This window comes from Pseudarthrobacter sp. PS3-L1 (assembly GCF_030063285.1).
In the GTDB taxonomy this organism is placed as follows: domain Bacteria; phylum Actinomycetota; class Actinomycetes; order Actinomycetales; family Micrococcaceae; genus Arthrobacter.
On the sequence record NZ_JASISU010000001.1, the window covers coordinates 370,891 to 393,371 of the forward strand.

General features: G+C 62.0%; 23 protein-coding genes. 14 read left to right on the forward strand and 9 right to left on the reverse strand.

Annotated features, from left to right (window positions below):
- The first annotated feature begins 6 nt into the window (after positions 1-6).
- Positions 7-1,485 carry a rhamnulokinase gene (locus QMG79_RS01740; protein WP_283536840.1) on the forward strand — a complete coding sequence of 493 codons (1,479 nt, stop codon included), beginning with the start codon at positions 7-9 and terminating at the stop codon, positions 1,483-1,485.
- Here the strand turns inward: QMG79_RS01740 and QMG79_RS01745 are convergent.
- A complete protein-coding gene (locus QMG79_RS01745; RefSeq protein ID WP_283536841.1) occupies positions 1,452-3,284 on the reverse strand; it encodes a glycoside hydrolase family 15 protein in 1,833 nt (610 codons plus the stop codon). The two genes, QMG79_RS01740 and QMG79_RS01745, sit on opposite strands and share 34 nt — an antisense overlap.
- Before the next feature lie 151 nt (positions 3,285-3,435).
- Between QMG79_RS01745 and QMG79_RS01750 the strand changes: the two genes are divergently transcribed.
- The 5 genes from QMG79_RS01750 (at position 3,436) to QMG79_RS01770 (ending at position 9,044) form a co-directional block, all read left to right on the forward strand.
- Positions 3,436-5,949, forward strand: a complete 2,514-nt coding sequence (locus QMG79_RS01750) for a glycoside hydrolase family 95 protein (RefSeq protein WP_283536842.1) — start codon at positions 3,436-3,438, stop codon at positions 5,947-5,949.
- 83 nt (positions 5,950-6,032) lie between these two features.
- On the forward strand, positions 6,033-7,037 hold the full coding sequence (locus QMG79_RS01755) for an acetylxylan esterase (RefSeq protein ID WP_283536843.1): 1,005 nt from the start codon (positions 6,033-6,035) through the stop codon (positions 7,035-7,037).
- A gap of 287 nt (positions 7,038-7,324) precedes the next feature.
- On the forward strand, positions 7,325-8,452 hold the full coding sequence (locus QMG79_RS01760) for a 3-deoxy-7-phosphoheptulonate synthase (protein WP_283536844.1): 1,128 nt from the start codon (positions 7,325-7,327) through the stop codon (positions 8,450-8,452).
- 108 nt (positions 8,453-8,560) lie between these two features.
- Positions 8,561-8,773, forward strand: a complete 213-nt coding sequence (locus tag QMG79_RS01765) for a helix-turn-helix domain-containing protein (RefSeq protein ID WP_283536845.1) — start codon at positions 8,561-8,563, stop codon at positions 8,771-8,773.
- A 172-nt stretch (positions 8,774-8,945) separates the two neighbouring features.
- Positions 8,946-9,044: a 30S ribosomal protein bS22 gene (locus QMG79_RS01770; RefSeq protein ID WP_003792170.1), complete on the forward strand. Its 99-nt coding sequence runs from the start codon at positions 8,946-8,948 to the stop codon at positions 9,042-9,044.
- Between the two features lie 93 nt (positions 9,045-9,137).
- Here the strand turns inward: QMG79_RS01770 and QMG79_RS01775 are convergent, their stop codons facing one another.
- A complete protein-coding gene (locus QMG79_RS01775) occupies positions 9,138-9,956 on the reverse strand; it encodes an HAD family hydrolase (RefSeq protein ID WP_283536847.1) in 819 nt (272 codons plus the stop codon).
- Between the two features lie 87 nt (positions 9,957-10,043).
- On the opposite strand from QMG79_RS01775, the gene QMG79_RS01780 reads away from it, so the two are divergent.
- Together QMG79_RS01780 and QMG79_RS01785 are read left to right on the forward strand one after the other, a co-directional pair.
- The gene (locus tag QMG79_RS01780) at positions 10,044-10,304 is read left to right on the forward strand and encodes a glutaredoxin family protein (RefSeq protein ID WP_283536848.1); all 261 of its coding nucleotides are present in this window, start codon (positions 10,044-10,046) and stop codon (positions 10,302-10,304) included.
- 93 nt (positions 10,305-10,397) lie between these two features.
- Complete coding sequence (locus QMG79_RS01785; protein WP_283536849.1) at positions 10,398-11,093, forward strand: redox-sensing transcriptional repressor Rex; 696 nt, start codon at positions 10,398-10,400, stop codon at positions 11,091-11,093.
- A 62-nt stretch (positions 11,094-11,155) separates the two neighbouring features.
- Here QMG79_RS01785 and QMG79_RS01790 read toward each other — a convergent pair whose 3' ends face one another.
- The 3 genes from QMG79_RS01790 to QMG79_RS01800 form a co-directional block, all read right to left on the reverse strand.
- Positions 11,156-11,899 (reverse strand): hypothetical protein, encoded by a 744-nt coding sequence (locus QMG79_RS01790; protein ID WP_283536850.1) that lies wholly within the window; start codon positions 11,897-11,899, stop codon positions 11,156-11,158.
- Positions 11,900-12,112: 213 nt separating this feature from the next.
- The gene (locus QMG79_RS01795; RefSeq protein WP_283536851.1) at positions 12,113-12,769 is read right to left on the reverse strand and encodes a hypothetical protein; all 657 of its coding nucleotides are present in this window, start codon (positions 12,767-12,769) and stop codon (positions 12,113-12,115) included.
- Positions 12,770-13,083: 314 nt separating this feature from the next.
- Positions 13,084-13,632 (reverse strand): YceI family protein, encoded by a 549-nt coding sequence (locus QMG79_RS01800; RefSeq protein WP_283536852.1) that lies wholly within the window; start codon positions 13,630-13,632, stop codon positions 13,084-13,086.
- A gap of 217 nt (positions 13,633-13,849) precedes the next feature.
- Here QMG79_RS01800 and QMG79_RS01805 point away from each other — a divergent pair, with 217 nt between their 5' ends.
- The 5 genes from QMG79_RS01805 (at position 13,850) to ccsB (ending at position 18,870) form a co-directional block, all read left to right on the forward strand.
- A complete protein-coding gene (locus tag QMG79_RS01805; RefSeq protein ID WP_283536853.1) occupies positions 13,850-14,530 on the forward strand; it encodes a histidine phosphatase family protein in 681 nt (226 codons plus the stop codon).
- Position 14,531: 1 nt separating this feature from the next.
- Positions 14,532-15,191 carry a TlpA family protein disulfide reductase gene (locus QMG79_RS01810; protein ID WP_283536854.1) on the forward strand — a complete coding sequence of 220 codons (660 nt, stop codon included), beginning with the start codon at positions 14,532-14,534 and terminating at the stop codon, positions 15,189-15,191.
- Positions 15,192-15,200: 9 nt separating this feature from the next.
- On the forward strand, positions 15,201-15,956 hold the full coding sequence (locus QMG79_RS01815) for a cytochrome c biogenesis CcdA family protein (protein WP_283536855.1): 756 nt from the start codon (positions 15,201-15,203) through the stop codon (positions 15,954-15,956).
- A gap of 176 nt (positions 15,957-16,132) precedes the next feature.
- On the forward strand, positions 16,133-17,779 hold the full coding sequence (resB, locus tag QMG79_RS01820; protein WP_283537334.1) for a cytochrome c biogenesis protein ResB: 1,647 nt from the start codon (positions 16,133-16,135) through the stop codon (positions 17,777-17,779).
- Complete coding sequence (gene ccsB / locus QMG79_RS01825; protein ID WP_283536856.1) at positions 17,779-18,870, forward strand: c-type cytochrome biogenesis protein CcsB; 1,092 nt, start codon at positions 17,779-17,781, stop codon at positions 18,868-18,870. The genes resB and ccsB overlap by 1 nt, the downstream gene beginning before the upstream one ends.
- A 23-nt stretch (positions 18,871-18,893) precedes the next feature.
- Here ccsB and QMG79_RS01830 read toward each other — a convergent pair whose 3' ends face one another.
- Together QMG79_RS01830 and QMG79_RS01835 are read right to left on the reverse strand one after the other, a co-directional pair.
- Positions 18,894-19,046 carry a hypothetical protein gene (locus tag QMG79_RS01830; protein WP_283536857.1) on the reverse strand — a complete coding sequence of 51 codons (153 nt, stop codon included), beginning with the start codon at positions 19,044-19,046 and terminating at the stop codon, positions 18,894-18,896.
- 225 nt (positions 19,047-19,271) lie between these two features.
- Positions 19,272-19,889 carry a PLD nuclease N-terminal domain-containing protein gene (locus QMG79_RS01835; protein WP_283536858.1) on the reverse strand — a complete coding sequence of 206 codons (618 nt, stop codon included), beginning with the start codon at positions 19,887-19,889 and terminating at the stop codon, positions 19,272-19,274.
- A 94-nt stretch (positions 19,890-19,983) separates the two neighbouring features.
- Here QMG79_RS01835 and QMG79_RS01840 point away from each other — a divergent pair, with 94 nt between their 5' ends.
- Positions 19,984-20,310, forward strand: coding sequence for a DUF4229 domain-containing protein (locus QMG79_RS01840; protein ID WP_283536859.1), 327 nt, complete (start codon positions 19,984-19,986; stop codon positions 20,308-20,310).
- A 44-nt stretch (positions 20,311-20,354) separates the two neighbouring features.
- On the opposite strand, the gene QMG79_RS01845 is transcribed toward QMG79_RS01840, so the two are convergent.
- Both QMG79_RS01845 and QMG79_RS01850 read right to left on the reverse strand, forming a co-directional pair.
- On the reverse strand, positions 20,355-21,236 hold the full coding sequence (locus QMG79_RS01845) for a 1,4-dihydroxy-2-naphthoate polyprenyltransferase (protein ID WP_283536860.1): 882 nt from the start codon (positions 21,234-21,236) through the stop codon (positions 20,355-20,357).
- An 82-nt stretch (positions 21,237-21,318) separates the two neighbouring features.
- Positions 21,319-22,470, reverse strand: a complete 1,152-nt coding sequence (locus QMG79_RS01850) for an AMP-binding protein (RefSeq protein ID WP_283536861.1) — start codon at positions 22,468-22,470, stop codon at positions 21,319-21,321.
- Positions 22,471-22,481: the final 11 nt, after the last annotated feature.

Here is a 22,481-nt window from a genome sequence, read left to right on the forward strand (position 1 = left end):
CGTTCAGTGGACACCGTTTCGGCTTCTGCCGGAGCGGTGTTTGCCGCAATTGACATCGGTGCATCCTCCGGCAGGGTCATCGTGGGCAGAACAGTCCCGGCACAGGCAGGTGGAGCACAAGGTACCGTCACCCTGGAGGTGGTGCACCGCTTCCCCAATGGCGTTGTCGAGTCTGGCGGCAGCCTACGGTGGGATTTCGAGGGCCTCTTGGCGGAAGTACTTGTTGGCCTGGCGGCTGCTGCTAACGCCGCCAGCGTAGCCGGTGAACAAATCACCAGCATTGGAATAGACACGTGGGCCGTTGACTACGGACTGGTCAACGACGCTGGAGATCTTGTGTCGCAGCCCTTCAGCTACCGCGATGAGCGCACCGAGTCCGCTGTAGCCCGAGTTCACGCAGCGCTGCCACCCGAACAGCTTTACGCCACAACCGGTCTGCAGTTCCTGCCTTTCAACACTCTCTACCAGCTGGCCAGCGAGCCCCACCTGGACGGTGTGCAGGCCCTGTTGATTCCGGACCTCATTGCCTTCTTCCTCACCGGCGAGAGACGGACCGAGGCAACAAATGCCTCCACAACAGGCTTGTTTGACGCTGTTGAGGGCACCTGGGCCACCGCGTTGATGGCTGCGCTGGAACTTCCCAGCGCCCTGTTCCCGCCGGTGATTGAACCGGGTGAGGTGACAGGCCGCATCCTGCCCGAAATAGCACAACGCACCGGACTCGCAGTGGAAACCCTGGTGGTGGCTGTCGGTTCGCATGACACGGCGTCGGCAGTGGCCGCTGTCCCCGCAGTCGAACCGGATTTTGCGTACATCTCCTCTGGCACCTGGTCCCTGGTAGGCGTGGAACTGGACCGACCGGTGTTGACGCCAGCGAGCCAAGCGGCAAATTTCACGAATGAGCGGGGTGTGGACGGCACCATCCGCTACCTGCGCAATGTAGGTGGACTCTGGCTCCTCAGTGAATGCCAGCGCGAATGGGCGGCGGCTGGCCAGGGTCCAGGCCTTGCAGAGCTCCTGGCGGCAGCAGCAGCACTGCCTGCCGGCGGGCCCCAGATCAACTGCGACGACGCGCAGTTTATCGCCCCCGGCCGGATGCCGGAGAGGATCCGTGCAGCTGCCCGTGCCGGCGGGCAGCTGCTGTCTGAGGATCCTGGCGCCGTCGCCCGCTGCATCATGGACAGCCTTGCGGCCGGCTACGCAAGGACACTGGCCGACGCCGAACGGTTGGCCGGGCGGACCATCGGTACCGTCCACATCGTGGGGGGTGGGTCCCAGAACCGACTGTTGTGCCAGCTGACTGCTGATGCCACAGGTAAACCCGTCGTTGCTGGCCCTGTGGAGGCGACAGCCCTGGGTAACGTCCTCGTGCAGGCCCGTGCCAGCGGCCAGGTGGCGGGCGGACTCGCGCAGCTTCGGGAGCTGGTCAATGGATCCCTTCCGCTGCAGCGTTACGAGGCTGCAGGAGTTTCCGCGGTGTCCTGATCGAGGCTTATGGCAGCGTTGATCAGGGCGAGATGACTCAGTGCCTGGGGCAGGTTCCCCAGGGACGACCCATTCGATGGCTCGAACATTTCGGCCAGGATGCCGACGTCGTTGGCTGCTTCCGCCAAGTGCCCCATGCGTTCACGGGCCTCGCCCGTGCGTCCGCAGAGCTGCAGGGCTGTCACCATCCAGTAGGAGCAGGCGATGAAGGTGGCTTCCTCATCCGACGCTCCGGAAAAGCGGTAGAGGTGCGGGCCAACAGCGAGCTCGCGATCCAGGGCATCCAGCGTTGAGCTCATTCTCGGACCGCGGTCAAAGCCGCTGATGGCGTGGAGCAGGACCGAGGCATCCAGTTCTGTGGATCCTGGGTACCAGACGTAGGCCTGGAGGTCTTCAGACCAGCAGTTTTCCTCGACCCAGGTGCGGATCCTCTCTGCTTCCGTCCGCCAACGGGAAGGGTCGCCGGGAACCTGGCCTATTTCGGCCAGGTGCACTGCCTGCTGGAGAGCGTGCCAGCAGCCCATTTTCGAGCTGGTGTAGTGCTGGAGTTCGGTCAGTTCCCACATTCCAGCGTCCGGCCGGCGCCAGGCATCACAGGCCATGTCCGCGATGCCCGCTAGGGTCCGGCCCGTTTGGGCGTCCAGCACGTTCCCGTGGTCCACATAGAGGCCCACGATGCTGAAAACGTCCCCAAAGACGCCCAGTTGCAGCTGCTCGGAGGCCCGGTTGCCTGTCACTACCGGTCCAATTCCGCGCCAGCCCGGTGCATCGTGTTTGCTGACGGGTTCTATGCAGGCCGATCCGTCCAGCCGGTACATCACGGCGGGCGTATCGCCGGAGGACCGGATGGTCCGCAGCAGCCAGGACATAGCAGCGTGGGTCTCCTCGCGCAGCCCAAACCGGAATAGGGCAGTAAGGCTGTAGGCGGTGTCGCGCACCCAGGCATAGCGGTAATCCCAGTTCTTGCCGCCACGGATGTTCTCCGGCAGGGACGTGGTGCCCGCAGCAGCCACGGAGCCGGCATCACCCATGATCAACAGCTTCAGGGTCAGGACGCTACGGTGCACCTGCTCGGCATACTCGCCGTCGTAGCTGAACGAATCACTCCACGCCTGCCATTTCTCGACGGTGCGGTCAATGCCGGCATCCACCGTCTCGGGAGCGGGCAGGAAAAGGGGTTCGCCTTCGGTAGCCACCAACCCAAAAATGGCCTTCGAGCCCGGTTCGGCCTGGTAGGTAATCGTAATGGCGCCGTCATCCCAGGAGACCTGGTCCTCTCCGGCGGATCGCACGGCCATTGTGAGGCCGTCGATCCGCAGCACCACCCCGTGCACAGTGTCCTGGATCCAGGGGGAAAACTGTCCAAGGCAGGTACCGGGCCGGACCTCTGCCCGCAGGGTGACGTTACCCTCGAGTCCTTCAATTCGCCTGCCCACTTCAGACCAGGGCAACCGTCCGGAGATCCCGGTGTTCAACGCATCGGTGATTTGGACCTTGCCGCGTTCAGTGCTGAAGACAGTGACAAGGACGTTCGTTTTTTCAAGGTAGTGACGTTCAGAGGTGAAGGGTTCGGTGGGTGCCAATGTGAGATAGCCGCCAAATTCCGCGTCAAGGAGACTGGCAAACGGGGTCACCGAGTCCAGGCTTGGCAGCGGAAGCCAGTCAATCCTGCCGTCGGCGGCAACCAGGCCCAAGGTGCGCCCGTCGCCAATCGCGGCGTAGCTGCGCAGGTCGGCGTAGCCGTTCGCGTCCCGCAGTGGTGCTCCGGCAGCACTGCCGCGGTGGGAATCGGTCCTCATTCGGTGGAGTCTCCTTTGGATACCAGGTGGCCCCGGAAGGCCCGTCTTCTATCGTATGCCGGGCAGATTGCGGCGGGCGTCGCGCTTTGACAGGACATAGCCTTCGTGTAACCCCTGTTGCTGGTGGGCTGCCTCGCCTAGTGTTGTTTTGGTGCGCCCAGAAAACGTTCTCTCCTATGACTCGCCCGCCTCCGACTGGCTGTCCGCCGTACCGTTGGGAAATGGACGGCTGGGCGCCATGGTCTTTGGGGGTCCGCACCGGCAACATCTGCAGATCAACGACGCCACGGCCTGGTCCGGTTCGCCACAGAGCGCTGGATTGCCGCCGTCGTTCGGTGCTGGAAAGTCAGGAAAAATCCTGCAGCAGGTGCGCTCACTGATCCAGGATCAGGACTACGCGGGGGCACACGAGGTATTGAAGGCGCTGCAACACCGCCACTCGCAGGCGTATCTGCCCTTCGCAGATATGACTCTGGATATTGAGCCCAGCTGTGGTGGTGACGGAGCAGCCGCTACCGTGACCGATTACCAGCGAACCCTTAACCTTTCCACCGCTGTTGCCAGCAGCCGCTACCGGCTCGACGGCCATGCCGTAGAGCTGGAAACGTTCATCAGCCATGAAGCTGCGGTGCTGGTGCTTGTCCTGCGCACGGAAGCGCCCGCAGGTGTCGATCTTGACCTTCAGCTGTCGTCGGCACTTCGAGTGTCCCGGAGTGAAAGTGGAGTCGATACCGCGCATCTTGAGCTGAGGTTTCCGGCCGACGTTGCCCCAGGGCACGACGGCGGCGCGGTTGCGTACTCAGCGGATCCCACCCTCAGCGCGCAGGGCGCCGTCATGGTCCGCTGGACACACGATGGCAGCGCAGCAGAAGGGGCAACGACTGCGACCGGACCGCAGGTGACCGGAACAGACGGCACGGGAACACAGGCGACGGCGTTGCGGGCCACCGGCGTGCACAATGTCACGATCCTGCTCACCACTGACACGACGTTCCGCGGCCTTGGTGCCAGTCCCACCGGTACGTCGTCGGACGCAGCAGCCTGGTGCACCGCCGCATTGGCCGGAGCCAGCCACCGGGGAGTACCTGACATGCGCAGGCGGCACCTTGCTGACCACTCCCGTCTCTATGACGCGGTCAGGCTCCGGGTTGGGGACGCAGAGCGGACGAATGACCTACCGGCGCTGCCACCTGACACGCAACGTCGTTTGGTGGCGGCAAACAAGAATTCCGGAGGGGCGCTGGCCGCGGATCCGGGCCTGGCTGAACTGGTCTTCAACTACGGTAGGTATCTGCTGATCTCTAGTTCGCGCGATGGTGTTCCCGGGAGTCGCCAAGGCCTGGGGTGGCACGGTCCTCCCGCTACCCTCCAAGGACTGTGGAACGCTGACCTTCCGGCACCGTGGAGTTCCAATTACACCACCAACATCAACCTGCAGATGAACTACTGGGCTGCAGAGACAACCAATCTGGCCGAGTGTGTGGCACCCCTGTTCAACCTGATCCGTGCCCTGCAGGTAACGGGGGCAGATACGGCGCACGAATACTATGCAGCACGGGGCTGGGCCGTCCACCACAACTCTGATATCTGGGCATACAGCAAACCGGTTGGCCATGGTGTCCATTCGCCGGAATGGTCGGCCTGGCCCATGGGTGGGCTGTGGCTGGTCCGGCACCTGTGGGAACACCTGCGATTTGGATCCGCTACCTGCACCTCAGATTTTGCCCGCCACACCGCGTGGCCAGCCATCAGGGGAGCAGCCGCGTTTGCGTTGGATCTGCTGCACGATTTTCCCGATGGCAGTGTGGGCACCAGCCCTTCCACCTCACCGGAGAACAGTTTTCGCGTTCCCGGTCCTGGGCAGCCCAGACGCAGTGCCGTTGCCGTATCCTCCACCATGGATTTGATCCTCATCCGTGATGTGTTGGGCATGCTCGAATCCCTCGCTGGTGCATTGGGGGAGCTCAACGATCCCCTGGTGGTGCAGGCCAGGGCCGCCGTCCTGAGGCTGCCGCACATCAAGCCCGCAGCGGACGGCCGGATTCCTGAGTGGCAGGAGGATTTCCCGGAATGGGAGCCAGACCACCGTCACGTCAGCCACCTTTACTTTGCCTACCCAGGCGACGATCCATTGGATCCGGCCATGGCCGCGGCTGTCAGCGCCAGCCTGGACACAAGGGGTGATGATTCCACGGGCTGGTCGCTGGCATGGAAGATCCTGCTTCGCGCCCGGCTGGGGCAGCCCGGGAACGTCAGTAACCTGCTTCGGCTGTTCTTCCGGGACATGCCCACCGGCGAGCACGGGCACTTCGGCCAGAGCGGCGGACTGTATCCCAACCTGTTTGGCGCGCACCCCCCGTTCCAGATTGACTCCAACTTCGGGTTTACGGCCGGGTTGGCAGAGTGCCTCCTGCAAAGTCACCGGACGGTTGACGGCGAACGCTGTCTCGAACTCCTTCCCGCGTTGCCGCACGAGCTGCCCAACGGATCGGTTGCCGGCCTGCGTGCACGGCATGGGATCGAGGTGGGCATCACGTGGTGCTATGGAGCGCTCACAGCGGCAACATTCACGGCGGATGCTGCCTGCATGGTCTGGATCCGGGTGGGTGGGCAGCTTCATCAGCTGGACCTGCCCGGCGGAGAGAAAATTGACTTCACGCCCTGACCACGTCCTCCGGGTAGCCTGCATCGACGACTCGCTGCTGTGCTTCTTCGGCTTCCCTTCATCCCAGACAGGATCCGCATCCGATGCCACTTTTTGACCTCCCGCTTGAGCAGCTCCGTAGCTACACCTCCGATGTACAGCCACCTCTGGACCTTGATTCGTTCTGGGACCAGAGCATCGCCGAAGCTCGCACGTTCGCACTGGATGCCACCTTTGCTCCCGTACATAACCACCTCACGGTCATCGATACTTTCGATGTCACTTTCGCTGGCTTTGATGGCGCGCCGATCAAAGGGTGGCTGCACGTGCCTGCGCACCGGGATGCCACCGTCCAACTCCCTGTTGTGGTCCAGTTCATGGGCTATTCGGGGGGCCGTGGACTGGTGAACCAGGAAACCAAGTGGGCGCAGGCCGGGTATGCGCAATTCATCATGGATACGCGCGGCCAGGGATGGGGTGGACACGCGGGAGATACTGCTGATCCGCACCCCTCGGCAGGTGACGTTGCCTTTGCGGGCCTGATGACCCGTGGCGTGGCGCATCAGGACACGTACTACTTCCGAAGGGTCTACATTGACGCCTTCCGCGCGGTTGAGGCGGCGCAGTCTCACCCAGCCGTCGATAAAAACAAAGTGATCTTGGCCGGAGTCAGCCAGGGCGGCGGAATCGCTGTAGCTACGGCGGGCTTGGCAGCAGGAAGGCTTGATGGTGTCATCGCTGCGCTGCCCGACGTCCCGTTCCTGCAGGACTTCCCACGCGCCATCGACATCTCACCCCGCGGGCCGTACCCGGAAATAGCAGGTTTTTTGGCCAGGCACCGCAACCGCTATGCGTCGATCCTGGAGGTGCTGAACTACTTTGATGGCGTACACCTCGGCAGACGCGCGGAAGTTCCGGCCCTTTACTCCGTCGCGCAGATGGACGATGTGTGCCCACCGTCGACAGTCTTTGCCAGCTTCAACTCCTACGGGTCTGCTGGTGGCACTGTGGCCAAGGAGATTGAGGTCTATCGCTTCAATAATCATGAGGGTGGCCAGGAACACCAATGGATCAGGCAGTTGGAGTTCCTCAGGGAATTACCGGTTTAGCCCTGGCGAGCGAGGCTGCGGGACCTCCACGGGGGAGAGCCGCAGGCGTCCCACCAGCCGGACTGAATCGTCCCGATTTGCCCGGCTGCGGAATCCAGGGCTACTCTGTGGCCATGATGAACCGTTGGTATGCGTATTTTTCGTTGGCTCTGGAGGGGCCCGCGTCTAACTGACACGCATCCACATTCCTTCAGAGCCAACAGGGCAGAGATCATTCTCTGCCCTTCGCCATTTCTTCGGCGGGTTCTGACTGGGCCCGCTTCCCTTTTCGGAACAGGACCCCCAGAATGAACACCGCAACAGGCGCCGCAGAAGCCCGAACTACGTCCAACCTGCATGTCAATAATTTCGCTGCACTTCCTACGCCCCTGGAGATCATGGCGGAACAACCGCTGGGGGCCTTGTCCGCAGCGGTGGTCGGGCGTGGCCGCGACGAGGCGCGAGCCATCATGGACGGGGTTGACGACAGGCTGCTGGTCATTGTGGGGCCGTGTTCCATCCATGATCCTGCGGCAGGGCTCGACTATGCCTCAAGGTTGTCGGCATTGGCCCAGGACCTCAGCTCCGACCTGCTGATCGTCATGCGGACGTACTTCGAAAAGCCCAGGACCACTGTTGGCTGGAAGGGGCTTATTAATGATCCCCGCCTCGATGGCAGCCATGACATGGCGGCAGGGTTGCGGGCTGCCCGGGAATTCCTACTCCAGGTGAGTGAACTCGGATTGCCCACGGCCACGGAATTCCTGGAGCCCATCAGCCCGCAGTACATGGCCGACATCGTTTCCTGGGGTGCCATCGGAGCCCGCACCACGGAAAGCCAGATCCACCGACAGCTGGCATCAGGACTTTCCATGCCTATCGGCTTCAAGAACGGAACGGATGGCGATCTCCAGGTGGCCCTCGATGCCTGCAGTGCAGCGTCTGCTCCCCAGGCATTCCTTGGGATCGATGGACACGGCCGGGCTGCGCTGGTGTCCACCACGGGCAACCCGGATACCCACGTAATTCTGCGTGGCGGTCGCAGCGGCCCGAACTACTCGAGGGAGGACGTTGAGGCGGCCTCGTCCAGGCTGGGAAACAAGGCCCTGAATCCGCGGCTTATGGTCGATGCAAGTCACGCAAACAGTGGAAAGAGCCACCTGCGGCAGGCTGAAGTTGCGGGTGAGATCGGGATGCAACTGAGCGGTGGTGGACTCGCAGCGCACGCAATTGGCGGCATCATGCTGGAGAGCTTCCTGGTTGGCGGCGCCCAGGACCTAGATGTGAAGGCGCACGCCGCTGGTACCGACGCTCTGGTGTACGGACAGAGCGTCACTGACGCCTGCATGGAGTGGGATGTTACGGTGCGTGTCCTCAGGATGTTGGCCGCCTCCGCCCGGGACCGTCGATCCGCCGCGGCAGAGCTTTCCCATTAGCCCCAGAAACCTCTAAAGTAACTAGCACAGGATTGTCTTGGTGGCTCAGCACCGAAACAGTTCGGCATGAAGTGTGCCGCCGCTGTCTGAGAGTAAAGGAACTAAGGAATGTCCGCAGAACAGAACTTCTCCGCCTCGAAGTTTCTGACCGTGGCGGAGGTGGCCGAGGTCATGCGCGTGTCAAAGATGACTGTTTACCGGCTGGTCCACTCAGGTGAGATGCCCGCCGTCCGGTTTGGACGTTCCTACCGTGTTCCTGAAGCGGCAGTGGAGCAGTACCTTCGCGGCGCCGTCGTCGAGGGTAACTCAGCCACTGCCTGAGTCTTCGGAAAACACCTTTGGACCGCACGGTCCGGAAGTTCACCTGATTAGCGGTACCCTGTTAAGGAACGTTTTACGCCATTGTAAGAACCTGTCAGTTGTTTAGTCTGTAGCTCAGTCCACGGACCTTTTCGAACAGACAGGTCCTGCATCTAGTTTGTTAGGAACTTCCGTGGGTTCAGTTATTAAGAAGCGTCGCAAGCGTATGGCCAAGAAGAAGCACCGCAAGCTGCTTCGCAAGACTCGTCACCAGCGTCGCAACAAGAAGTAGAGATACTTCCTACAGCGTAGAAATGCCCGTCGCCTCCCCGGCGACGGGCATTTCGTGCGTTTGGGGGAGTGTTGCGGGTTCAGGCCGGACGCGTCAGGGCCTGGCGCCGCGGAAACGGGCGAAGCTCTTCCAGAGTCCGTAGACGACTCCGCCGACAGTGGCTGCCTTCAGCCCGAAGGTTGCTGCCCTCCTGCCGGAACGAAAATCGTAGACTGGCCAGTTGCGGTCGCGGGCATGCCTACGTAGGCGTGCGTCGGGATTGATGGCCACAGGGTGCCCAACGAGGCTCAAGAGCGGCACATCGTTGTAGGAGTCGCTGTATGCCCAGCAGCGGCTGAGATCCAGTCCCTCGTCGTCAGCGATCTGCTGGACTGCCACGGCCTTTGCCGGGCCGTGCAGGATGTCTCCTACGAGGCGGCCGGTGTATTTGCCGTCCTCAACCTCTCCTACTGTTCCCAGGGCGCCAGTGAGCCCCAATCGGGTGGAGATCACGGAGGCTACTTCAAGAGGGGTTGCGGTCACCAGCCACACTCTGCGGCCCAGGCGGAGGTGTTGCTCGGCCAGGGCCTTTGCACCGGGCCAGATCCGCGAGGCGATCATCTCGTCGTAGACTTCCTCGCCGAGGGCCTTGATATCCGCTACCTCGATGCCAGCCACGAAGGCCAAGGCCGCGTCCTTGACGGAATGAACATCCGCGAGGTTCTCACCACGTGTGACGAATTTGAACTGCTTCCAGGCGAATCCAGCCGCTTGGCGGACCGTGAAAACCTTCCGTTCGTACATTTTGCGGCCCATATGGAAAAGGCTCGCGCCGCGCATCAGGGTGTTGTCTACATCGAAGAAGGCGGCTTCGCCAATTGGCTGTGCGACGGCGGGCGGCGTCGCTCCAGCAACAGACTTCTTCTCAGGCATGCCTTGAGTCTAGTCAATTCATTGGGGTCTCCTACGCAGCAACCTGCTGGATGGGTCCAGGGGATGTATCGGAGATACCCTTGGACCATGCCGAGTCCCGTTCTGATCCTCCTCACAAAACAGCACTGCCACCTCTGCGAAGCTGCCAGGCTGGCCGTGGCTCGAGTGGCTAATGTTGTGGGGATTGGGTGGCAGGATCACGTGGTGGATGATGATCCAGTACTGCTGGAAAAATATGCTGAGGAACTTCCCGTGGTCCTGGTGGATGGTATCCAACGCGATTTCTGGACGGTAGACGAAGCCAGGTTGGAAAGGTTGCTCCGGCAGGGGCTGCAAGCCCGGGCCTGAAGGTCCCTGTCGCACGCCGCCGTGCGGCTTTGTTGCCAGTGGAGGACGGCACCTACACTAAGGAAATAACGCGACGCAATGGAGCAGGTAGTAGTGACTTCGCTGGAATCAAGGTCCCACGCCGTCGACGACGACGCAGAATCGGCTGTCAAGCAGATTCCCCCCGCGGCAGTTGCCCGGCTGACGATATACCTGCGCGCCCTGACCACTCTTCTTTCGGAAGGCACAGACCGGGTTTCCTCCGAATCCCTGGCCGAGGCCTCAGGCGTCAGCTCCTCCACACTCCGCAAGGATCTCTCCTACGTGGGGTCCTATGGCACCCGGGGCGTTGGTTACGACGTGACCTATCTCAGTCGGCATATTTCTGCAGCGTTGGGCCTTACCCACGACTGGAAAGTGGCAATCGTGGGTGCCGGCAACCTAGGAAAGGCCCTTGCCCGCTACGGGGGGTTCGAGTCACGGGGCTTCGACGTTGTGGCGATCCTGGATGCTGATCAGATGGTGGTGGGCAATGAAGTGGGCTGGCTGCGCGTGAGCGACGCCACGAACCTTGAGCAGGTCCTGCAGCGCACCGGAGCCAACATGGCAGTCCTTGCTCTCCCCGCCGCCGCGGCCCAAGACGTGTGTGACAGGGTGGTTGCCGCCGGTGTCCGAAGCATTCTGAGTTTCGCTCCGGTCACGCTGCAGGTTCCTGATGATGTGAACCTGCGCAAGGTGGACATGGCAACGGAACTGCAGATCCTGGCGTACCACGCACAGCGGGCGCAGACTCCGCAGAAGTCCGCCTGAGCGACGGTCCGGAATCCACGCCCGCAGGGTGGTGAGGGCCAGGGTGGACCTGGCGGTTGGGGTTACTGGCCGTAAGGATTGCTGAACTTGGGCGCCTTGCTGAAGTACGGTGCCGAAGGCTTGAGGTAGAGAAAGACGATACCGACGATACCGAGCAGAACCGCAATGGTCCCGATGCTCAGGGGGAGGAGCCCGATCAGCGAGATGACCGCAAAGACGGTACCGAGGATACGTGCCCAATTCTTGCCCCGGCGGACATTGAAGGCCACAAGTGCGTAGAGTCCAGCCGCGATGACCGCGGCCACAATGAACGTTGCCAGCAAGATGCCCCTGAAGTCGGCGAAACTGACGTCCGTGACTCCTGCCGCTGTCATCTGGTCGTCGAACATCTCCCGGAAGGCTGGCGTGTCGAGGGTAAAGGCCGAGATGATGATCGAAATGACGTTGATGGCACCGGCCGCCACGATCAGCCAGAATCCGTTGTTAACTGTCTTGGGGATGGCGCCAGGTCCTGCCGGCTGACCCGATCCATAGGGCGATGCGTACGGAGGCTGCGGTGAAGCCTGCCCGTACTGGGGTGCGTTCTGCCCGTACTGGGGTGCGTTCTGCCCGTACTGGGGTGCGTTCTGCCCGTACTGGGGTGCGTTCTGCCCGTGCTGAGGTGCGTTCTGCCCGTACTGGGGGGTGCCCTGCTGCCCATACTGGGGTGCATTCTGGCCGTACTGGGGTGCGTTCTGCCCGTACTGGGGGGTGTGGTTGCCGGGGGTGGGCTCGTTGCCATTCGGTGGGACCGGAGGTGTACTCATGGGCTTGTCCTTTGCATCTCGGAATAGAGGGTAAGAGCGGATAGTGCCTGCTGGCAACGCTACGGTTCGGCTTTCCTCCCACCGTACTCTGGGGTCTCGACCGCAGGAATCATTCGAAGGGAGTATTCGCCAGCCGTTCAGAAAGGCGTGCGGTAGCTGGCACGGACTCCGCAGGAGATCCATGGCGGTGGCCCGTGGCCACGCTGGCTGGTGCTACTGGTTAATGATCCTGGGTGCCTTGCTGAAGTATGGAGCGTTTGGCTTGAGGTAGAGCAGCACCATGGCTGCAATGCCCAGCAGAATGACGATGACCTGCATGAGGCCGTACAGGGCGCCAAACGCGAAAAGGCCTGTGAAGAGGCTGAACACTGATATGACGGCGAAGACGGTGCCCAGGATGCGGGCCCAGTTTTTGCCCTTACGGACAGGGAATGCCACCAGTGCGTATAGACCCAGCGACATGATGGCGCCGACGATACCGCCAATCATCATGGTCCCCGCGATGCCCGTGCTGAAGTTTGCTGGTACCGGCTGGTCCTGGGCAGCAAAGGCTTCTTCGAATATCTGTGTCAGATACGGTGCGCCAGTGAACGCCAGCACCAGTGAACTGATGGCAGATAGGATGCCCGCTGCGAGGATCATCTTGAAGGAAAGCTCAACCTGCGCTGGAATGGTTTGCGGGCCCGTTGGCTCTCCGGACCCGTAGGGCGAGGCGTATGGCGCCTGGGGTGTGCCCTGGCCGTACACCGGCGCCTGGGGTGTGCCCTGGCCGTACACCGGCGCCTGGGGTGTGCCCTGGCCGTACTGGGGAACTGTGGTGCTGGGAGCGGACTCATTGCCGTTGGATGGCTGGACTGGAGGTGTGCTCATGGGCTGTCCTTTGCATGTCGATCTTCACGATGGATGCCGGGGACTGCTTCGGGCCGTGCCCCCAGGCTTGGCTTTCATCCCACGGTACCGCGGAGCCCTAAGGCCGCCAATCATTCAAAGGGAGTATCTTCCGGCATAGCTGATCGATACCGGCAGCATCGCAAAGCCTGGCAAGACCTGGCCAAGCCTGGTGCAAAAAACAACAGCGCCCCGTTCCGGACATGTTGTCCGGAACGGGGCGCTGGAGATAGCTGGGCCGTGTCATCCCCTGTGCCGGCGCGGCGTTCAGGGAGTCACTGGAGTGCCCGGCAGGGTCAGGCTGAGGGTGCTACGAACTCGAGTTCGAGGACGATCACGACTTTGTCGCTGACCAGGACGCCACCGGCTTCGAGGGCGGCGTTCCAGGTAAGGCCAAAATCCTTGCGGCTGATGGTGGTCTTGGCGCTGACACCCGCGCGGGTTGTTCCGAACGGGTCGACGGCAACGCCATTGAATTCGGTGTCCAGGGTCACTGACTTGCTGATGCCCTTGATGGTGAGGTCGCCGGTGAGCTTGAACTCGTCGTCGTCACCTTCGATGCCTGTGGAGACGAAGGTCAGCTCCGGGAACTTCTCGACGTCGAAGAAGTCGTCGCCGCGGACGTGGCCATCGCGGTTGGCGTCGCCGGAATCGAAGCTGGCGGCCTTGATGGTTGCCTTGATGGCGGAATCGGCAAAGTTGGCCGCGAGGTCCAGTGTGGCGTCAACTTCTTTGAATTCGCCGCGGACCTTGCTGATGCCCGCATGCCGAACGGTAAAGCCAACAGTGCTGTGTGAGCCGTCCAGCGTCCAGGTGCCGGTGGCGATGTCTGTGGGAAGTGCCATGGTGTTTTCTCCTTATAAATGTGGATCCAGCGCGCTGGCTGGCTGTCTGATCGTCAGGATCGACCCTTTTGTTGAAGTCTCAACTAACTGCTGCACCCAGTATAAACATGCATTTGCATGTTTTGTTCCCATGTTGCGGAACATTTCGGGGTTTTCTTTAGTTCTACTTGCTGTAGAAGATTTCGGATAGCTCACGATCTTTGAGAAACTGGTAGACATGCCCCACGTAACAGTCCATCTGCTCCGCCATGGAGAGGTCCACAACCCGCAGGGAGTCCTGTACGGCAGGCTCCCCGAATTCCACCTCTCCCAGCTTGGCCGGCAGATGGCAGACACTCTAGCCGAGTACTTCCGGAAGCGGTCAGACGACGGCGCCAACATTGTCTATCTCGCAGCGTCACCGTTGACCCGTGCGCAAGAAACAGCCCTTCCCACGGCGCTGGCGCTGGATCTGGCGATCCACACAGAAGACCGCATTATTGAAGCGGAAAACTACTTCGAGGGTATGAAGGTTAACAAGGCGGAGCTCCGCCGCCCGCGGCACTGGCGCCAGTTTTCCAATCCGCTGCGCCCGTCATGGGGAGAGCCCTACAAGGACCAGGCCGCCCGCGTCCGCGAAGCCGTCCAGGACGCGCGTGCCAAAGCTGTCCAACTTGCTGGCGCTGACTACGCCGAGCATGGCGCGGAAGCCATCATGGTTAGTCACCAGCTTCCTATCTGGGCAACCCGGCTCAGCGCAGAGGGCAAACACCTCTGGCACGATCCAAGAAAACGCGAATGCACGCTGACCTCAATTACGTCGTTTGTGTTCAACGAGGATGGCTCCCTGCTCCGCGTCGACTACAGCGAACCCGCTGCCGCCCTGTTGCCTGGCGCATCCAGCACCCCGGGTGCCTGAGATGACGAGTAATTACGACGGCGGAGCGCAGCCGGGCGACGACGTCGCCTCGGTCAGGTCTCTGGCGGCCTCGCGGCGTCGGTTCCTGTCCGCCGGTGGGGCGTCCCTTGCGCTCCTCGCCCTGGGCCTCAGCGGCTGTGCCAGGGAAGACGACCTCTCCCAGCAAGCCTCTGCAGGAGACAACAAGAACTACGTGGCCGGCGACGGTTCCGTGACCGAGTTCAGTGCTGCCGATCGCGGAAGTGCGCCTGATATCAACGGCACGCTCTTCACCGGAACGGATATTACGCCCGCTGACCTGGAGGGCCAGGTGACCGTCCTGAACTTCTGGTTTGCCGCCTGTGCACCGTGCCGCGTTGAGGCGCCACAGCTGGAGTCACTGCACCAGGAATTCAAGGACCAGGGCGTCCAGTTCTTCGGCGTGAACCTTCGCGATGAAAAAGCCACGGCAGAGGCATTCGAAAAGTCGTTCGGCCTCACCTACCCAAGCTTTGATGACAAGAACGGTGCGGTGCTGCTCGCAGTTTCCGGCATCGTCCCACCCAATGCCGTGCCCACCACGCTGGTCCTGGACAAGCAGGGTCGGGTGGCCTCGCGGGTTCTTGGCGAGGTCCAGCGCGGCACGCTGAAGGCACTCATCAGCTCCGCTGTGGCGGAATAGCATCCGGTCATGAACAGTCCCTTCGCCGAGACAATCCTCAGTGGCTCGCTCCTGCTGGCCATTCCCGTTGCGCTGCTGGCGGGATTGGTCTCCTTCCTTTCCCCGTGCGTCCTCCCGCTGGTCCCCGGCTATGTGGGTTATGTCACAGGTCTGACCGGAGTTGATCTCCAGCGTCAGAAGCGTGGCCGGATGCTGGCTGGCGTGGGACTGTTTGTGCTTGGTTTCTCGGTGATTTTTGTGTTGCTTGGCGGGGCCTTTGGGCAGTTGGGTACCCTCATTACCGGGTCGCAGAATGCTTGGATTACCCAGGTGCTGGGCGGCGTGGTGATCATCATGGGAATTGTGTTCCTGGGTGGATTCGGCTGGCTCCAGGGAGATGCGAAGATTCAGGCCCGACCGCCGGCAGGGTTGTGGGGTGCGCCGCTGTTGGGACTAACCTTTGGTCTGGGGTGGGCGCCCTGTATTGGGCCGACCTACTCCGCTGTCCAGCTCCTGAGCCTCTCCGGCGGATCTTCCGCGGCGAAGGGGGCGCTCCTGGCATTCGTCTACAGCCTTGGGCTGGGCATCCCCTTCCTCCTGATCGCCCTCGGGCTGCGACGAGGAATTGGCGTGATGAAATTTTTCCGCGAGCACCGGCTGGCCATCCAGCGACTCGGTGGCGGGATCCTTATCGCGCTCGGCATCCTCATGGCCACAGGCGTCTGGGGCGCCTGGGTAACTGAGCTCCAGTACTGGTTCCAGACCGACGTCAAGCTTCCTATCTGATGGCACGCAACCAGCGGGCCAATCCGCCGTCGAACGCCATCGATTCCAACAACCCTCAGGACTTCGCCATTTCTCCTCAAGACACCAGCGCCAGCCCCGTGGAAGAACCGCAAAAGCAGGCCAAAGCATCCCGGGGGAAGACATCAGGCGTGGCGAAGTCCAAGTCTGAAACGAGCATGCCAGCGTTGGGCCCACTGGGCATGCTCCGATGGGCGTGGACGCAGTTAACCAGCATGCGCACAGCGCTGTTCCTGCTGCTGCTCCTGGCCGTGGCGGCGGTTCCTGGGTCGTTGTTCCCGCAACGGCCCACCAACCCGTCAGTCGTCACCCAGTACATTGCTGACAATCCGAACTACGGCAAGCTGCTGGACACCCTGCAGCTTTACGACGTCTACTCGTCGGCCTGGTTTTCGGCCATCTACATCCTGCTGTTCATTTCCCTGATTGGCTGCGTCATTCCGCGCGCAATTGCGCACTTCAAAGCGATGCGTTCCCAGCCGCCCAAGACCCCCAAGCGACTCTCGCGACTGCCCGAATATGGCACCCTGGTGGTTCCTGCTGCTTCCGCAATCCCTGCCTCGGACGCCATCAACGATGCTGCCCGCGTGTTGCGCAAGCGCGGTTACCGGGTGGATGTCCGGGACGTGGACGGAGACAAGCCGTCCCTTGGCGCGGAACGTGGTTTTTTCCGCGAAGTGGGCAACCTGGTCTTTCATACATCCCTGATTGGTGTCCTCGTTTCGGTGGCACTTGGCGGGCTCTACGGCTACAGCGGCCAGCGGATCCTGGTGGAGGGCGATACCTTCGTCAATACCCTTGTGGGGTACGACCAGTTCACTCCGGGCACCAACTTCCAGTCATCCCAGCTGGAGCCGTACTCCATCCAACTGGACAAATTTGATGTGGTCTTTGACCGGGAATCCAAGGGCAAGTTTGGCCAGCCCATCGACTTCACGGCTGCTGTGACGACAAAGGAGACTCCCGAGGCGCCAGCCAAGGAGGAGATTCTCAAGGTCAACGATCCGGTGACACTTGGCGGGACCAGCGTTTACCTCACGGGCAACGGCTACGCGCCAGTAGTGACTATCCGTGATGGCGATGGAAATATTGCCATGCAGGGGCCAGTCGTGGCCAAGCTGCAGGGTGACAATTACTACTCGTCAGTGGTGATCAAGGTTCCCGATGCCAAGCCCGACCAGCTCGGATTTGTCGGGTTTTTCCTGCCGACGGCCTTTGTGACCCCGGACGGGGTGTCTTTCAGTGGCGATCCGGAGCTGCTCAATCCACAGCTGACCCTCAACTCCTACTACGGGGACCTGGGACTGGACAACGGGTCACCACAGAACGTTTTTGAGCTCGACGTGGAAGACCTCACCCCGTTGAATGCCAGGAACCTCGACGCCGGTGGAATCACCCTGGGGGAAGGCTCCACGTATACGCTCCCCGACGGCAAGGGAACAATCTCGTTCGACGGCGTCAAGCGCTACGTGGGCGTGGATATCCACCACAACCCGGGCCAGCTCTACGCGCTCATTTTCGCCCTGCTGGCTGTGGGTGGCCTGATCGTCTCGCTCTACGTCAACCGACGTCGCGTCTGGGTCCGGACGGGGACGCACCCGGACGGGCGCACCATGGTGGAATATGGCCTGCTGGCCCGCGGTGAGGACCACCGGTTGGCTGCCGAATCCGCTGCCGTTGGGAAACTTCTTGCCAGCGAATGGAAACTTTCCACATCCACTCAGGCAATTCCCAGCAGTAGCGGCGATAATGACCCAGAATCCCTTTCCTCCCCAGAGGACCCGCAGTCTAAGAAGGACCAGTAATGCCCTACGCAATCAACGAAACCATGGGCCAGTACAGCGAGCTCTTCATGCTCCTGGCTGCCGGTACCTACACGGTGGCTTTCATTGCCTTCGCCTGGGACCTGGCCAAGAGCAGCAGGACCCTGAAGCTGGTGGATCAGAAGGCTGCCGAAGCAACTGAGGACAGGGTCCCCGTTGCTGCAGGCGCGGTTGCTGCTGCCGGCGCCTCGGAGGCAAACCGAACCGAAGGCCACGTTCCTGGGCCTGTGGGCAGGGCCGAGCGCCCCACGTCCAAGGCCGGCAGTGGCGGCGGCGTCCAGACCGCCGACGATGACATGCGCTATGCCGCCACCCGCCGGGGACCAGCCCGTGTGGCTGTTGCGGTCTCCATCCTTGGTGTGCTGATCCACGCTGCCGGTGTGCTGACCAGGGCCGTAGGCTCAGGCCGCGTGCCGTGGGGAAATATGTATGAATTCCTGACCACCGGCGCCTTTGTGGCAGTTGCTGTTTTCCTGCTGGCCCTGATACGCCGGGACCTGCGCTTCCTGGGAACATTTGTGCTCGGCCTGGCAGTTGTCATGCTTACCGCGGCGTCAGTTGCCTACTGGACCCCCGTCGGCCACCTGGTCCCTGCATTGCAGAGCTACTGGCTTATAATCCACGTTTCAATTGCCGTGATCTCGTCAGCGCTGTTCACTCTCACGTTCGCCATGTCCGCCCTGCAGCTCGTGCAGTCACACCGGCAGAAGAGTGTGGCGGCCGGGGGAGCGGACAAGCTTGGCTTCATGCGGCTAGTGCCCTCTGCCCAGAGCCTGGAGAACCTCTCCTACCGCATCAACGCCATCGCTTTCATCGGCTGGACCTTCACGCTGATGTTCGGAGCTATTTGGGCAGAGAAAGCCTGGGGCCGGTTCTGGGGCTGGGATACCAAGGAGGTCTGGACCTTCGTGATCTGGGTTGTCTACGCAGGCTACCTCCACGCGCGCGCCACCAGGGGGTGGACAGGAACCCGTGCCGCTTGGCTGTCCATTGTTGGCTACCTCTGCGTCGTGTTCAACTTCACGATCGTGAACCAGTTCTTCAACGGACTGCACTCCTACTCCGGATTGTAGGGAGCGCACTCCCGCAGCGTTATTCACAACGCTCCCCGGTAGCCCGAAGTACGGGGCGGGGAAGCAACGGCCACGGCCTTTGCTTCCCCGCCCTTCTGCGTTCCGTCGGAGGATTCCTGCTTAAGGGCTGCCGATTCCCTGGTTTCCCCGCTGATGTTCGGCAACTCCGCAGCCATCCCAATGATCTGGACCAGGTAGCCGCCAGGAGCCGTGACGGTGAGGCAGCAAAGGTTTGGTCCATAATGCGGGATGTTGCGTAGCCCACCGTGGACAGTCGCCGCGACACGGCTCCCACGTCTCCGTCAGTGCCGGACTGAAGGGAAACGGCCTCCATTCGAAGCGTTTAGCGACCTGCGATGGGGTGTCAGGTGATCGCGGAGGTGTTTTTGCTCAGGGGAGCATCAGGAGCGGTCTTCGTCCTTGGCTTCGGAATCGCTGCTGGACTGGTGGCCTGAGCCCTCGTTGCCGTCACCGGAGCGGCCTGACCCTGCGGGACCACCCCCGGGGATATCTTTTCCCGCGTCTCCGCTGCCCTCAGTGCCCCTCAGGGGATTCGCGTGACCGGCCTTGCTGCCATCAGGGGCGTCCTTGCCGGAACCGGGAGTTCCACTGGCGTTTCCGGAGCCGCCTGTCCTTCCGGACGATGGATCCGGCGTTGATTCCTTGGCTGAAGCAGCGGGAGCCGCTGTTCCGGGCTGACGCTTTTGTTCATCCAGCAGGGCTTTGGCTCGGGCGGCCTGTGCCTGCTTACGGCGCTGGTACTCAAGGTTGCGCAGGAAGTCGGGATCGTCGTCGGGCGCCGTTGATGTGCGGGATCCCTGACGGGGCTCGGGAGTGTAGCGGGGGCGGCCAATCAGCAGCCACAGGATGGCGCCCACGACGGGAAGCACAATCATGACCACGATCCACGCCGGCTTTGAAATGCCACGCGTCTGGCGCCCCTCAGTGCGGATCACATCGACCAGCCCGTAGACGAATACGGCCAGCACTGCAACGGCAAGAACTACACGGAAGAGCATGCCCTCCAGTCTATCCTTGACGGGACTATCTGGATGCCTCCGCGTTGACTGCCGTTCAGACGCCATTCCCAGCACGGGCGGCTAAACTGGAACTGTGGCTTTCCTGAAATACTCCCTGATCCGGCTGGCGATCTTTGCGCCGCTCTTCGTGCTCTTCCTCTACCTGCAGCTCGGTGCGGTGCTCTCTGTCGTCTGCGCGGCTGCCATGGCATTCTCCGTCAGCTACATCTTTTTCCAGAAGCAGCGCAACGCGGCTGCGGCAAGCCTGCAGCGCAGGGTGACGGGCAAGGCAACACCCTTGCGTTCATTGACTGAGATCAACGACGCCGAGGCCGAGGATGCCATGGTGGATGCCAACCCCGACGTGCAGGTTCGCAACGACATCAAAAAAACCAATGCCAGAAAGTCCGCCGAGGGCTGAACCGGGCATTTCCCGACGCCAGTGCCTGGCTGGAACGGTGCGCGCTAGAAGCCGCGGCTCAGGACCAGCCCCAGTGCGAAAAGGATGCTGTAGCCCAGGTTGATCAAACCTGTCTGCTTGAGAACCGGAATCAGGCTCTTGCGCTTGCGGCCATTGATCATGAGCCAGGCTGGCATCAGGCAGGCTGGGATCAGCAGCAGGACAATGAGCATCCAGGGACGGGTGGGCGCAAGGATGACCACCAGCAGGATGGCTACGGCCAGCATCAAGACATAACTCTCGCGGGCGTGCCTGTCCCCGAGGCGGACGGCCAGGGTTTTCTTGCCCGCCTTGATGTCGGTGGGAATATCGCGGACATTGTTTGCCATCAGCAGGGCCGTGGCGATCAGCCCTGTTCCAATGGCGCCCACCACGGCCGGGAGGCTGATCTGGGCGGCCTGCGTATAGGTGGTGCCGAGGGTCGCTACCAGGCCGAAGAAGACAAAAACAAAGACGTCACCCAGGCCCATATAGCCATAGGGATTCTTGCCGCCGGTATAGCCCCAGGCCGCCATGACAGCGCCAGCCCCCACGAGGATCAGCCACCAGCTCTGGGTCAGGATGACCAAGACAAGGCCCAGCGCCATGGCAAGACCAAAGATGCTAAATGCCGCATATTTGACCTGGTGCGGTTTGGCAGCGCCCGAGCCAACCAGACGCAGCGGCCCCACCCGGTCCTCGTCAGTGCCCCGGATGCCATCCGAGTAGTCATTGGCGTAGTTCACGCCAATCTGGAGAAGAAGCGCCACCAGGGCTGCCAACACTGCGTTGAGCGGTTTGAAGAGGTCTAGCTCGTAGGCCGCAGCGGTACCGATCAGGACGGGCGCAATTGCTGCCGGGAGGGTGCGCGGGCGTGAGCCCTGGATCCATTGGGCGGCTGTTGCCACGTCAGTACCTCGTGTTGGGTCGATGAATGAATGAACGAAAACTAGCAGGACTGCCGCAGGGTGCAGTCGGTGCAGATCTACTCTACGTTCCCCGGTGCTGTTCGGTGAGCCGGGCGGTCATGGCCAACCGGTCTGGCTTGCCGTTGGGGAGCATCAGCAACTCGTGGGCGAAAATCACAGTTTTAGGCGCACTGACACCGAGGGATCCGTTCCAGAGTTCCCTCAGCTGCGCGTCCTGCGCGTCCTGCGCAGCTTCGCTGGCACGAAGGGTTCCGGTAGCGACAAATGCTGCGACGGCCTGCCCCCACTCCGCAGACGGCACGCCGGCGACAAACGCAGCCTGGACGCCGTCGAACGCCTCCAGTTCGGCCTGAACCCGATTGCCGGAGACCTTGATGCCGCCCGTGATGATGACGTCGTCGGCGCGTCCGAGAACCGTGAGGCGGCCGTCCGCATCCAGCTCGCCAAGGTCGTTGGTCCGGAACCAGCGCGTTCCGTCTTCCTCGAAGAAGGCCCCCGAGATGCGGTCCGGTGCCTCAAGGTAGCCGGCTGCGACGGTGTCGCCGCCCAGCAGAACCCGGCCGTCGTCATCGAGCCTGACCTGGACACCTTCAAGTGGCACACCGTTGTAGACGCACCCGCCGCAGGTCTCCGAAGAGCCATATGTGGTGACAATCTGAAGACCGGCGTCATGCGCGGCGGCTAGGAGGGCCGACGACGCCGGGGCGCCACCCAGCAGGATCCCGTTGAATCGCCGGAGCACGGCCAGTGTCTCCGGCGACGGCGCGTCCAGAAGTCGCTGCAACTGCGTGGGAACCAGCGAGGTGAAGCGCATTTTGTCAGTGAGCTCTAGGGCCGCCTGAGTGAAACCCTCGGGGGTAAAGCCGTGGGTGAGGTCCATGGCCCAGGGGCGTGTGCCCGCGAAGAGCGAACGCACCAGGACCTGCACGCCGGCTACGTACTGCACGGGAAGAGCCAGCAGCCACTGGCCTTCCCCGCGGAGGGCAATGGCGGTCGCCATCGAGGAGGCGGCAAGAGCCTCAACAGGCAAGACGGTTGACTTTGGGGTGCCGGTGGAGCCAGATGTCCGCACCACCACAACTGCATCATCGTAGCCGGGGGTCTCCACGTGCTGCACGGTCAGGGAACCATCGGGCTCTGCGATGATTTCCACGGCAGGCCCCTCACCGTGCAGGGCAGCGGCCAAGGCTTTCAGTGCTGGATCAATAGTCATTGTCAGCTCCA